Annotated in this window: 6 protein-coding genes; 3 read left to right on the forward strand and 3 right to left on the reverse strand. The window is 59.1% G+C overall.

The features are described from left to right. Positions 1–58: 58 nt before the first annotated feature. Both glnA and ACFOTD_RS04490 read right to left on the reverse strand, forming a co-directional pair. Positions 59–1,483, reverse strand: coding sequence for a type I glutamate--ammonia ligase (glnA, locus tag ACFOTD_RS04485; RefSeq protein ID WP_378116140.1), 1,425 nt, complete (start codon positions 1,481–1,483; stop codon positions 59–61). Between the two features lie 318 nt (positions 1,484–1,801). Next, positions 1,802–2,824, reverse strand: a complete 1,023-nt coding sequence (locus ACFOTD_RS04490) for an LLM class flavin-dependent oxidoreductase (protein WP_378116142.1) — start codon at positions 2,822–2,824, stop codon at positions 1,802–1,804. A gap of 148 nt (positions 2,825–2,972) precedes the next feature. Here ACFOTD_RS04490 and ACFOTD_RS04495 point away from each other — a divergent pair, with 148 nt between their 5' ends. From ACFOTD_RS04495 to ACFOTD_RS04505, 3 genes are all read left to right on the forward strand, one after another. After that, positions 2,973–4,121, forward strand: a complete 1,149-nt coding sequence (locus tag ACFOTD_RS04495) for a response regulator (protein ID WP_378116144.1) — start codon at positions 2,973–2,975, stop codon at positions 4,119–4,121. 303 nt (positions 4,122–4,424) lie between these two features. Continuing rightward, complete coding sequence (locus ACFOTD_RS04500; protein ID WP_378116146.1) at positions 4,425–5,084, forward strand: class D sortase; 660 nt, start codon at positions 4,425–4,427, stop codon at positions 5,082–5,084. Between the two features lie 3 nt (positions 5,085–5,087). Continuing rightward, the gene (locus ACFOTD_RS04505) at positions 5,088–13,073 is read left to right on the forward strand and encodes an SdrD B-like domain-containing protein (protein WP_378116148.1); all 7,986 of its coding nucleotides are present in this window, start codon (positions 5,088–5,090) and stop codon (positions 13,071–13,073) included. Between the two features lie 395 nt (positions 13,074–13,468). On the opposite strand, the gene aroF is transcribed toward ACFOTD_RS04505, so the two are convergent. Then, a complete protein-coding gene (gene aroF / locus ACFOTD_RS04510) occupies positions 13,469–14,530 on the reverse strand; it encodes a 3-deoxy-7-phosphoheptulonate synthase (RefSeq protein WP_378116150.1) in 1,062 nt (353 codons plus the stop codon). Between the last annotated feature and the right edge of the window lie 40 nt (positions 14,531–14,570).

Below are 14,570 nucleotides of genomic sequence, written 5' to 3' on the forward strand. Positions count from 1 at the left end.
AGCCGGGCACACGCAAGAAAAGCTCCCTTGCGGGAGCTTTTCGATAAACCGGCTTCGATTAGCAATCGAAGTAGAGGCCATATTCGTGCGGGTGAATGCGGATGGCAACAGCCTTCGCTTCTGCACGCTTTACTTCGACGTAATTGTCGATGAATTCCTTGGTGAAGACGCCGCCTTCGGTCAAGAATTCGAAGTCCGCTTCGAGGGCGTCAAGCGCCTCGTCCAGGGTGCCCGGAACGCTGCGGATTTCTGCCTTCTCTTCGTCGGTCAGCTCGTAGATGTTCTTGTCGAACGGACCGTAGCCCAGCGCGCGCGGATCGATCTTGCGCTTGATGCCGTCGAGGCCTGCCATCAGCATCGCTGCGAAAGCGAGGTAAGGGTTCGCGGTGGAGTCCGGCGTACGGAACTCGATGCGGCAGCCCTTCGGCGTAACGGCAGCGACCGGGATACGAACGGCAGCCGAACGGTTGCCGGCGGAGAACACGAGGTTAACCGGCGCTTCGTAGCCAGGAACCAGACGTTTGAAGGAGTTCGTCGACGGGTTGGTGATTGCAATCAGGGCAGGCGCGTGGTGCAGGATGCCGCCGATGTAGTTCAGAGCGAGCTCGCTCAGGTTGCCATAAGAACCCTTTTCGTAGAACAGAGGCTCGCCGCCGTTGAAGATGGAGCTGTGGACGTGCATGCCGGAACCGTTGTCGCCGAAAAGCGGCTTTGGCATGAATGTCGCGACCTTGCCGTATTGGCGGGCAACATTGTGCACGATATATTTGTACTTCATCAGGTTGTCGGCAGTCGTCGTCAGCGTGTCGAAGCGGAAGTTGATCTCCGCTTGGCCGGCAGTCGCCACTTCGTGGTGATGACGTTCGACGCGCAGGCCGGCTTCTTGCATCAGGCGGACCATCTCGCTGCGGATGTCTTGTTGGGAGTCGACCGGAGCTACAGGCACATAGCCGCCCTTGACGCCGATTTTGAAGCCCAGGTTGCCGCCTTCTTCCTTGCGGTTCGTGTTCCAAGCGGCTTCTTCGGAATCGACGAAGAAGGAGGACGAATTCATCGTGCTCTCATAACGAACGTCGTCGAAGATGAAGAATTCGGATTCCGGTGCGAAGTAAGCAGCCGTACCGACGCCGGATTGTTGAAGGAATTCTTCAGCCTTGTGCGCGATCGAGCGCGGATCGCGGTCGTAACGTTCGCCGTCCGGCGTGTAGATGTTGGACATCACGATCAGGGTAGCGTGAGCGGTGAACGGATCCACGTAGACCGTCTCCGTGTCGGGCATCATAACCATGTCGGATTGTTCGATGCCGCGGAAACCGGTGATCGAAGAACCGTCGAAAGCTACGCCGTTAACGAAAGTATCTTCGTCAACTTCCGTCGCCGGCAGCGTGATGTGGTGGGCGCGGCCGTTCAAGTCGACGAAACGAAAATCTACAAACTCAATATTCTTTTCCTTGATGAGATCCAAAACGTTTTGTGCAGACATTTCGAATTTCCTCCCCATTTCCGAACATTAGGTCTTATGAAACGAAACAACGTTCAACTTTTCACCTGAACTCTGTCGCTATTATAAATTTTTTGATAGAAGAGCGTCAATACTTATGTAAGGTATTTTTTGTGGAAGTGTGAGGTATGTTAACACTTTTGACAAACCGAAAAACAGCGCCCCCAAAAGGCCGAAAAACCGCGTACGGCGGGCGGCGCGCAGGCCTTCGGCTTGCGTCGGCCGACCGCCGCGCGAATAGCCGAACGTCCGGCTCCCGCCCGATTCTTATTACTTTCCGCCAATGCGGCCTGCCCGGATTTACCTGGCGATCCGCTTGCGGATCAAGCCAGCGACGCGCCCCAGACTGGCGGACCGGGAAGCCGCGTCCGCGGTAATGCAATTGACGATAATCTCGTCCGCTCCATAGCTCGAGGCAAGCGCGTAAAGCATCCGCTTCACCCGTTCGGGGCCGCCGACGATCATTCGGCTTCTGTTCTCCGCGATCCTCGCGCGGTCAGCCGCGCTGTACGCGTAAGCGCGCGCTTCTTCGCGGCTCGGCACAGGCCGGCCGAACTCGCCTTTGTCGTTCATAAGCAGCCGCAGGTCGAGCGATGCCGCTTCCCGCTCCGCTTGGCCGTCGTCGTCCATGCAGACGACAAATATGCATACCGCAACGCGGGGCGACGCGCCGAGCGGTCCCGGCTTAAATTGTCTTCTGTACGCGCGCGCGGCGTTTTGCCCGCCCTTTCCATTGATGAAATGGGCAAACGCAAAGCCCGCGCCCATCGCCGAAGCGACCTGCGCGCTATGGCTGCTGGAGCCCAGTAGCCATGCCTCCGGCTGCGTTCGGACGGCGGGCGAAGCCGCCAGTCCTGCCAACGGATGCCCGGATCCGAGCGGCGGTCCGAGATTCAGATAAGCCGCGAGCTCGTGCAACGAATTCACGAAGCCCGCTTCTTTGTCCTTTCCCTCCTCCCTTCCCATCGCCCGCGATACGAGCGGCATCCCCCCCGGCGCCCGGCCGATGCCAAGATCGATCCTTCCCGGGTATAAGCCTTCGAGCACCCTGAAGTTTTCGGCAACCTTGTAAGGACTGTAATGCGGCAGCAGCACGCCGCCCGAACCGATCCGAATATGCGAAGTCCGCGCCCCGACGGCAGACAGCAGCACTTCAGGAGAGGAACCCGCGAGTCCTGTCGCGTTGTGATGCTCCGATACCCAAAAGCGCGAATAGCCGAGTCCTTCGGCGAGCCGCGCCAGCTCGACCGTGTCCCGCAGCGCTTGCGCAGCGCCCCCTCCGCTCAGAACGGGAGATTGGTCCAATACGCCCAGCCTCAACATTCGTCCATCACCTCGCTACTTATTGTACGCCGCTCCGTTCATGCGCAGAATTTATGGCTTCAAGCCCCCATTTTGCCCTCAATTCCGATATAATGTAGAAAAATGGCGATCGCTGGCGTCGCCGGATCACGAACGAGGCGGGATCGAATTGAAATGCATAATCGTCGATGACGAACCCTTGGCATTGAACGATATGGAAAGGCAGCTCCGCAAGCTTGGCGGCATCGAGATCTGTGGCAAGTTCGGCAACGCCAAAGACGCGCTGGACGCACTCGGCGCACTGCAGCCGAACGTCGTTTTTCTCGATATCGATATGCCTGTCATGAACGGCCTCGAAGCCACGCTTCACTTTCAGGAAGCGCTGCCCGGCGCCCGGATCGTATTCGTGACCGCCTACCAGGAATATGCCCTCAAGGCGTTCGAGGTGAACGCGCTGGATTACCTGCTCAAGCCCGTGCTGCTCCCGCGCCTGGCGCAGACGCTTCAGCGGCTGGAGAGCATGACGGTCCCCGTTGTTCCCGCGAATGCCGATCCGACTGGCGTCCATGCGGTCATCCGCTGCTTCCGCACGTTGTCCGTCGAATACGGACCCGCCGCTTCGCAGCTCACCTGGAGGACGAACAAGGCGCAGGAGCTGTTCGCCTTCTTGCTTCACCGACGCGGGCAGCAGACGCGCAAGGATACGCTGATCGAGCTGCTGTGGCCCGAGCTTGCGCCCGAGCGCAGCTACGCGCTCCTCTATACGACGGTCTACCAACTGCGCAAGTCCATGGAGTCTGCGCGTCTTGGCATTCGGATCCTGAATACGAAAGCCGGCTACGAGCTCATGACAGACGATGTCCTCATCGACGTGGACGATTGGGAGAGGCGCATGCCGCCGGCCGACGAGTCGCTGCCAGATGAGCTGCAGCAGTACGAATCGTGGCTTGAAGCGTTTACGGGCGATTACTTCGAGGAGCAGGACTACGAGTGGGCGGATACGGAGCGCCGAAGACTGCGCGTGCTCTGGTACCGGTATGCGCTCCGGCTGGCCGCCCTGCTCGAGGAGCATGGCATGCCCGCATACGGATTGGACTGGCTGTACCGGGTTCAGTCGCGTTTTCCGTATTCCGAGGAAGTTTACTTCCTTATAATGAAGCTGCACGCGGGGCTCGGCGAAAACAGCATGGTCGAACAGCAGTATTCGCTGCTCGTCAGGATGAGCGAAGAGCAATACGGTCACCCGCCTTCCGCCGATATCGCGGCTTGGTTCTCGGGCCGTCGTTCGGACATGCCTGCCTCGACGTTGGAGCAATGAAGTCCAGGTCTTCCAGCAAGGTGCAGATAAGCGCATACGGATACTAACGCTGCCTCCGTTGCGTTCAGGAAGGTGCAATAAGCGCAAAAAGAAGCTAACGCCGAAAGCGAGCGTAGCTGCCCACGAATCGCCAACAAACTTATGCTTTCTGATATTACAAAAAAACGGCAAAGCCCTGATTTTAGAGGGCATTGCCGTTTTTTCGTATTTCTAAAATACTTTGTTCAGTTTTTGTAGAGTTTTGTAATTTACACTGACTGCTAGTATAGAAATTCGACTGCAATGGAGGAGGAACGTTTTGATTTGACAGGAACACCGAAGCGCGGCAAGCCCGCGCTGACACTGACGGCGCTGCTATTGTTGGCTGCGGGCATCGCGCTCGTGCTATATCCCCGCCTGGCCGAGCACCGTGAAGACGAACGCGAGCTGCGTCTGCTCGCCGCCTGGAGCACGCATGCGGCGGCCGTGCAACCTTCCCCTGCCGCGACGAATATCGCGACGACCTCCGCGGCGCTGCCCGAATGGCGGGAAATTGACGGAGCCAGGGTGCTCGGTACGGTCTCGATCGACCGGATCGACCTCAGCGAGCCGATCGTCTACGGCTCGGACGCGGCGGCCTTGAAGCGGGGCGCCGGTACGGTCGTGCCGGACAGGCTGCCCGGCGAGGCGGGCAACTTCGTGCTCGCCGGACACAGAAGCCTGACGCGCGGCAGACATTTCAACCGGCTCGGCGAAGTCGCCGTCGGGGACACCGTGAACGTGGACACATCGATCGGCCGCTCTACATACCGCGTTACAGACATCAAGATCGTGGAACCGGACGATTTATCCGTGCTGGACAATGCCGGGAACGGCGTCTCCGAGCTGACGCTGGTCACCTGCCATCCGCGCAAAAATCCGACGCATCGCCTCATCGTTCATGCCGTACTGATCAACAATTCCGATCGAACAGGAGACATGTAAGCAATGAAGATTCTCAAGTCCTTTTTAGCGATTACGCTCGTCTTCGGACTGCTGTGGAGCCGATCCTGGCTGCCCGAGCCCGATGCGAACGCTGATAGCGATGCCGCTAACGGCATTTTGATGAGCATGTCGACCGACGTGCCGGTCGTCGATTCCGGTCGCACCTTCATTTATACGATCAATTTCAGCTTTTCCGATCTGGTGGACAGCGGGATCGACACCGAGAAGCTGAAGCTGGTACTGCCGCTTCCGGCAGGCGTCGTATTCAACGACTATATCCCGCTATCCATTCTGTCCGGCATGACACAGGTCGGGAACGATCTGGAATTCAGCTTCAAAAATTCCGGCGCCGGCGGCCCGGTCGCAGGCACGTCGTATATGCTGCAGATCAATGCGCATTATACCGCGCATACCACGCCCGACGGCACGGAGACCACGGCGACGGCCAAGATCTACGGACCGGACGCCGGCGGCAATCCGACGGTCGAGCTGGAAGCGTCCAATCCGGTCACCGTCAAGGCGCAAGCCGCCGCGGACTGGGAGCTCGTCAAGGAGCGGGTCTCTCCGATTCCGACGCCGCTCGTAGACGGCCAGGTCCAGTACAAGCTCACGTTTAACAACAAGAAGTCCGGCACCGACATCGGCGTGCTCGATATCGAAAATGTCGTGCTGAAGGATACGCTGCCTTCCGAAGCCGAGTTCGTATCCGCGTATCCGGCGCCAAGTTCGGCGCCTGCGCCAGGCGATACCGGCGTCGTAACCTGGAGCCCGGCAGGTACGCTCGCCGACGATGCGGTCTATTACGTGACCGTCCGATATCCGGCCAGCAAAGTCGACACGTCGACAACCGTTACGAATATCGCGAACGTCACCTACAACCCGCTGGGCAAGCCGCAGCTGTCGACTAGCGCCAACGTCAGCCACGGCTTTACCGGCACGAAAATCGATACGGGCCCCGGCGGCTTCTACAAGAATGTAGAAGATCGTCAAAAAGAAATTTCCCCCGGACAGGACGTCAAGTTCTATGTCGGCGGCTTCAGCAACCGCTCCAACAGCACGCTCGAGGATGCCGTCATCACCGACATGACGCCGACGCAGGATTCGGGCGGCAACCCTGTGAACCTCGATCTGAAGGCAATCGACACCGCGACGTTCCATGACGTCAGCGTCAACTATGCGGTGTACTACACCACAAAGTCCAGCCCCGGCGCGGGTGACTGGGTATACTGGCAGTCCGTCAGCCCTGATACATCCGAATCTCTCTCCGCCTCTTCCTTGAATCTGGGCGCAGATCGGGTGATGGGCGTTCAGTTCCGCTTCGCGGGTTCGCTCCCCGTCTCGTTTAGCCAGACTTCGAACTTTACGCTCACATATACGCTGAGAAGCGGATCTTCCATCACGAACGGCAATTATATTCGCAATACGGCGAACCTGGATTATACCTTCGATTCCACGCCGAAGCACGGCAGCGACGGCGCCGACGTTTACGTATGGCAGGACCGGCCGCTTGTCAGACTCGACAAGACGCTTGTGAGCAGCGGCCCGTTCGTGCCTTCCAATGCGACGGAAGCCAGCTACGTCGAATTCGATCTCAAAGTATCGAATACTTCGTTCTCCAGCGCAGAGTTCCACGATCCGATCGTTTTCGATGTGCTGCCGAAGGGACTGGAATACGTATCCGCGGGGATCTCGGATTCGAGCGTTAATTTCTCCGCCGCTTCGTTCGCGCTCGATGCCTCCACGCCGACGGCGTTAAGCGGCGACAAAACGCTGCTGCGCTGGAAATTCGCGCCCGGCACCAAGATGCCATTAAACAGCTCGTTCACGATTCGCGTCAAAGCCAAAATTGCAGAATACGCGCCGGCTACGACCTATACGAATCAGGCGGGCGTTACGTCCAACAACGAAGCTTACCTGAACGACTACTATTTCAATCCGCTCAAGACGGATACGAACGATTACGATGGCGACGGCAGTCCGACCAACCTTTACATCGGCTCCTCCGCCGACATCACCGTCAATCGCGTTGCCGAGCTTGGATCGTACAAGCGGGTACGCGGAGAATTGGACGACGATTGGAAGGCCGGCACTTTCCCGTCCGGTTGTACGTTCAGCGCAGCCTGCGACCAGCTTGGCAACACGGTGGCCGGCGGGCGGGTCGACTATAAGCTGACCGTCAAGAACAACTCGAACTTCGACGTCGACCATGTCGTCGTTGTCGATACGCTGCCGCGCCAAGGCGACGAAGGCGCGCTGCTCGGTTCGCGCGGATCCGAGTGGGGCACGGTGCTTACCGAGCCGCTGGCCGCCAATGCGGACTACACCGTCTATTACAGCACGGATGTCCACGCCAAGATTAAAACGGCTTCTACCTGGAGCGCGACGCCGCCAGCCGACCTGACGACCGTCACGGCGCTTAAGTTCGAATTCGCGGCGGCGTTCTCTTTGACTCCCGGCCAGGAATATCCGATCGTCTGGTCGATGAAGGCGCCGCTCGGCACGACCGTCGACCGGATCGCCTGGAACTCCTTTGCGCACCAAGCGCAGGAAAAAGGCACAAGCTCCAAGCTCGAACCTGCCGAGCCGCCAAAAGTCGGCGTGCATATCAATCCGCCTACCGGCCTGTCGCTTGGCGATTACGTCTGGGCGGACGTCAACAAAGACGGCGTGCAGGATGCCGGAGAGCAGGGCATCAACGGCGTCAAGGTGGAGCTGTTGAAATCCGACAACACGCCATTCACGAAGGATTTCAAGGACGACGGCACGACCGTTCATATTCCGGTGACCACGGTGACCGGTCCCGATGCCAGCGGCAAGGCGGGCTACTATTTGTTCCCGAACCTGCCGGCCGGCGATTACAAAGTGAAGTTTACGATGCCGACCTCGCTGCCCGAGGATTACAAATACGGCAGCGGAGCCAACGCCTATACGAATGAAGCGCGTCATTTTACCGCATGGACCCAAAAGGAAGCCGGCAGCAACAGAGCCGTTGACTCCAATGTCGGCGTGGCGGGTTCGTCGGACACGTCTCCTACCGTCTTGACGGACGTGATCCACTTGACCGCTAACGATCTCACGATCGACGCGGGACTCGAGCCTCCGCTCGGCGCGATCGGCGACTATGTATGGTACGACGAAGACGGCTCCGGTACGCAAAATGAACCGGCAGCTGGACACGGCGTATCCGGCGTTCAGGTCGAGCTGTTCAAGCAAAACGGTTCGACTTGGGTCAGCCAGGGCACCGAAACGACCGATGCGAACGGCAAATACCTGTTCGACAACCTGCTCCCGGGCAAGTACAAGGTCAAGTTCCCTACCCAGTACGCGTTCGATACGGATTCCGACGGAACAGCCGAAGATGTACTGTTGACTTATAAGGATAAGGGCAGCAAGCGATTCGAGGATTCCAACGCTTACGATCTGGCGAGCGCTACGAGCTTCGGCGGCGCAGCGACGGCAGACAAAGCCAAGCCGCTCGGATTTTCGGACGTAATCGACCTGCAGCTCGGGGAGAAAAATCTGACCGTCGATGCGGGCTATGTCCTTCCCGTCAAGCTCGGCGACGAAGTCTGGGTCGACGGCAACGCCGACGGGAAGCAAGCTACCGATCCGACCGATGTTCCAATGGCGGGCGTTACCGTCCGTCTATTGACTGAATCCGGCGCACAGGTCAAAGACCGAAACGATAATTTCGTAACGGCTACGACCGATTCAAATGGCAAGTACTTGTTCGACCACCTGCTGCCTCGCAAATACAAGGTCGAATTCGTCTTGCCGACCGGCTACGGTTTTACGCGCAAGGGTCAAGGCAGCGCCGCTTCGGACTCCAACGTCAATCGCTCGGCCAACAACGAGCCGACGCTGCAGACGTCCGGCCAGACCGACACGATTACGTCGGTGCAGACACCTGGCTTAAGCGATCTGACGATCGATGCCGGGCTCGTCAAGCTCGTTGCGCTCGGCGACTACGTGTGGAACGACAAGGATCAAGACGGCGTGCAGGATTCCGGCGAGCCAGGCGTGAGCGGCATTGTCGTCAACCTGTACTACGAGGACGACTCGACGACTGTCGTCTATCGCACGGCAACGACCGCCGCGGACGGCCTGTACAAATTCTCGAATCTTTATCCTGGCAACTATAAAGTCGAATTCGTTCGCGGCAACGGATACCTGTTCACGATCAATGGCGCGGGCACCGCGGCCAGCGATTCCGACGCGATCGTACCGGCCCTGCCTGCGACGACAGAAGCAAAGACGGCCACGATCGCAATGAATGCCGTCGACAATATGGACATCGATGCGGGACTGTACGAGCTCTCCTCCCTTGGCGACAAGGTATGGCTCGATACGGACGCTAACGGCGTGCAGGATGCCGGAGAATCCGGCGTAGCCGGCGTTCAAGTTCAGTTGCTGGACGGAACGGGAGATCCGGTAACGGCTGATGCCTACGGCACGGCGATTACAACCCAAACGACGGCTGCAGACGGCCTGTACAAGTTCCAGTACCTCAATGCAGGAAGCTACACGGTCAAATTCACGCTGCCGACCGGCTACTGGTTCGTACAGCCTAATCAAGGCAGCGACGACGCAAAGGATTCGGACGCGATCAAACAAGGCACCGGCTCCGTCGGTCTTGCGGACAAGACGCTGTCCACGGGCGAGCACGATATGACGATCGACGCAGGCATACACACGCTGGCGTCGCTCGGAGACTTCGTATGGCACGATCTGAACGGCGACGGCAACCAGGATGCGGGCGAGCCGGGCAAGAGCGGCATCAAGGTCGAGCTGTTCGAGGCGGACGGTACGACGCCTGCAGAGGACGCTTACGGCAATGCAGTCGCTTCGCAAACGACGGATGCGAACGGCAACTACAAATTCATTAACTTGTCCGCCGGCGACTACAAGGTCAAATTCAGCCAGCTGCCTGCCGGCTTCAAGTTCACCGGCAAGCATCAAAGCACAAGCGCGGTAGACTCGGACGCTTCTAACGCGGATGCGGACCTGGGCCTTACCGATACGGTGACGCTCACCATCGGACAACAGCGCACCGACATCGATGCCGGTATCGTAGACCGGGTATCGCTCGGCAACTTCGTATGGAGCGACCGGGACTTTGACGGCATTCAGGACGCAGGCGAGCCCGGCGTCGAAGGCGTCACCGTCAAGTTGTACGATGCGGCCGATCTGACGGCGGCCATCAAGACGGCAGTAACGGACGCAGACGGCGCTTACCTGTTTACCAATCTGTGGCCCGGCGAATATGTCGTGCAATTCGTTCTGCCGAGCGACGAATACATGTTCACGCATTCGTTCGCCGGATCGGATCGCGCGATTGATTCCAACGCGGACGACGACGCGGCCGGTACGAACTTCGGCTTCAGCGACGCGATCACGCTCGTCTCCGACGAGGACGATCTGACGATCGACGCGGGGCTCGTCGAGCTGGCTTCCCTCGGCGATACCGTCTGGCACGATACGAACGACAACGGCATCCAGGATGTCGGCGAAAACGGCTTTGCCGGCGCCAAGGTCAACCTGCTGGACGGCAGCGGCAATCCGGTCCTGAAGGGCGGCGTGCCCGTCACGACGACGACCGATCTGAACGGACGCTACAAATTCACGAAGCTCGTTCCTGGCGACTACATCGTACAGTTCGAATTGCCGACCGACTATATTTTCGCGAAAAAGAATGCATCGGGCAGCACCGCAAGCAATGATTCGGATGCCGATCCGGTCACCGGACGCTCGGCGATCGTCTCGCTCAGCCCGGGGGAAAACGACGTCGACACCGACGCGGGTCTCGTCAAGCTGACCGCGCTCGGCGACTATGTCTGGATGGACCGCAATCTGAACGGCATTCAAGATGCCGGAGAGACCGGCGTAGCCGGCGTGACCGTCCGCTTGCTGGACGGAGCCGGTTCGCCTGTATTGAGCGGCGGCCTGCCGGTCACGACAACGACGGATGCGAACGGGAAGTACTTGTTCGACCATCTGGTACCCGGGGTTTATCGCGTCTCCTTTGACCTGCCGGCCGGCTATGTGTTTACGGCGCAGGATGTCGGACCGCTTGACACTGCGGATTCCGATGCCGATGCAAGCGCAGGCGGACGTACGGCTTCTGTGACCTTGTCCTCCGGCGATATCAACACGACGCTTGACGCAGGCCTTGTCAAGCTTGTCAACCTGGGCGACAAGCTATGGGTGGACCTGGGCGCCATCGGACGCCAGGACGGCGAGCCTTCGGATCCGGCTGCAGCCGGCGTAACCGTTCATCTGCTCCAAGGCGACGGTTCGCCAGTCCTGAGCGGCGGCACGCCTGTGACGACCGTAACGGATGCCTCGGGCAACTACCTGTTTACGAATCTGTATCCCGGCAACTACAAGGTACGCTTCGATCTGCCGTCAGGCTATATGTTTACGAAGAGCCTCGTGACGGGTACGGGCTACACGACCGACAACGACTCCAACGTTGACGCTACGGGAACGACAGGCCAGATCTCGCTTACGGCTGGCCAGGACGACCTTAGCATCGACGCAGGCATCGTCCTGCCGGCAGCGATCGGCGATTTCGTCTGGGAAGATGCGGATTCCAACGGGATCCAAGGACCCGACGAGAAAGGACGCAACGGACTTAAGGTCGAGCTGCTCGACGCCCTCGGCAACGTGCTGAAGACGACGACAACCGCCGATCTGGCCGGCAAACCGGGCTATTATAAATTCGACGGCCTCATGCCGGATACGTACAAGATCAAGTTCTACATTCCGGACGGCCAGCTGTTCACGAGCAAAGGCGCTACGCCGGACGCCACGCGTGACTCCGATGCCGGACTTGAAGGCGATACGGCAGCCGTCACGCTGACGCCTGGCGAGTACCGCGACGATATCGACGCCGGCTTCTATGCGGTACCGGCCATCATCCCTGCCGCTCTCGGCGACCGCGTGTGGCTGGACGTGAACGGCAACGGTCTGCAGGACGATTCCGAAACGGGTCTGAACGGCGTGACCGTCGAGCTCTACAATCGCTTTAACGCGCTCGTCGCGACGAAGGTCACGGCCAACGATGTTGACGGCAAGCCTGGATATTATGCTTTCACCGGCTTGAATCCTGAAGATTATACGGTCAAATTCATCTTGCCGGCAGGCTATCAATTCACGAAGCCTGCGCAAGGAACGGACCGGAGCAACGATTCCAACGCGGACTCGCTCGGCAAGACGCCGGTCGTTTCTCTGATTGCCGGCATGAATGACAAGACGATCGACGCAGGTCTCATCCAGCTGTCGTCGATCGGCGATTACGTATGGATCGACAGCAATGCGAACGGCAGGCAAGACGCTGGCGAAGTCGGCTTGAACGACGTGGAGGTCACCCTCTACGATGCCGACGGCAACGAGATTGCCAAGCAGCTGACCGGCAATGACGCCGGCGGCAAACCGGGCTACTACGCGTTCAAGGATCTGACGCCTGGTTCTTACCGTGTCGGCTTCAAGCTTCCGAACGGTTATGCATGGACAACCGTACATGCCGCCGGCTCGAATGGCGACAACGATTCCGATGCGGGCCCTGACGGACGCACGGGCGTCATCTCGCTGCAGCCTGGCGCAAACGACCTGACCGTCGATGCGGGCCTCGTCCTCAAGAAGGCTGAACCGCAAACGCCTGACACCGGCACTGGAACCGACAACGGCGGCACCGACAATCCTGGCTCGGGCAACCCTAGCCAAGGCAACGGCAGCTCCGGCGGCAACGGCTCGGGCGGCGTAGACGCGGGCGGGAACAGCGGCAGCGAAGACGGCGGCGCGGATGGCGGCTCGAACGGCGCATCCTCCGGCGCTTCCGGCTCCGGCTCGGCTAACGGCGACGGACAGCTGCCTAAGACCGGCGAGACCGCGCCGATTTACCCGCTTATCGGGTACGGCCTGATCGCAGCCTCGCTTATCCTCTTCGCGATCCGGCTTCGCAACCGCAAGCCGAAGCGCACGCTCTAAAAAATAAAATGGATTGCAAAGGCCGCCAGCGCAATGCGCTGGCGGCCTTTTTAATACGCTCCTATGCTCCTGCGTCCTGTGCTTCTACATCCTGTGCTTCAACATCCTGTGTTCCTGCGCTCCTTCGGACCCCAGCGCCCTTATTTCCTTAATTTGAGCGATCCGGGCCCCGTTACGGACTCAGGCGCCGCTATTCTATCTTCATGCTGCCCAACGTAAGCAATCTTACCGAAATAGCGTACCCTGAGTCCGCATGCGCCTCCACAGACTCACTTTTCCCGAAATAGCGTACCTGGAGTCCCACTCTATGCGCCAACAAGGCTGCGCCGCAATTGTCCGAATAAATATAAAAAGAACCGCCAGCTTAACTGGCGGCCCTAGTTTAAAGTTCTATATTACTTTTTCCAGGTCGCGAACGCTTCGGCCGGCTCCTTGGCGGTGTCGAAGCGCTTGCCGAGCAGCGGCGAGAGCTGCTCGAGCTCCTTGAGCAGGTTGGCGAATTGATCCGGAAACAGCGACTGCACGCCGTCTCCCGTCGCCGAGTTGTCCGGATCGGTATGCATCTCGATAATGAGACCGTTCGCCCCTGCGGCGACGGACGCCTTGGTCATCGTCTCCACGAGCTCGCGGCGGCCCGTCGCATGGCTCGGGTCGGCAATGACCGGCAGATGCGACAACTGCTGGATGACCGGGATCGCAGCCAAGTCGAACGTGTTGCGCGTGTAAGTCTCAAAGGTGCGGATGCCGCGTTCGCATAGCATGACGTTCGGATTGCCGCCAGCCAGGATGTATTCCGCCGCATTCAGCCACTCGTCGTACGTCGCGCTGAATCCGCGCTTGAGCAGTACGGGATTTTGAATCGTGCCGAGCTTGCGCAGCAGATCGAAGTTCTGCATGTTGCGCGTGCCGACCTGCATGATGTCCGCGTATTCTGCGCAAATGTCGACGAACTCCGGCGCCATAACCTCCGTGATGGTGAGCAGGCCGTATTTCTCGCCGGCTTCCTTCATCCACTTCAGTCCTTCCACGCCGATCCCTTGGAAGCTGTACGGACCGGTACGCGGCTTGAACGCTCCACCGCGAAGTACCTGGCCGCCGGCCGCCTTGACCAGACGGGCGATCTCGTCGATCTGCTCCGGCGTCTCGACCGCGCACGGTCCGCCCATGATAACCAGGTTGTCGCCGCCGATCTTCACGCCCTTCACGTCGATGATCGTGTCGTCCGGATGGAAGTCTCTGCTCGCCAGCTTGTAGGACTTGGAGATCTTGATGACGTTCTCCACGCCATGCATGGAGCGGATATGCTCTGCGAGCGTCGGCTCCGCCTTGCCGATGATGCCGATGACGGTACGATCCGTGCCGCGCGAGATATGAGGCTGTACGCCGCTCTTTTGAATATATTCGGCAATCTCCAAGATGCGTTCTTCGGAGATATGCGGAGAAGTAATGACGATCATAAGGACACGCTCCCGGATTCTAATTATTATTATTTCTATT

This window comes from Cohnella sp. GCM10012308, from assembly GCF_042649185.1.
Lineage (GTDB): Bacteria > Bacillota > Bacilli > Paenibacillales > Paenibacillaceae > Cohnella.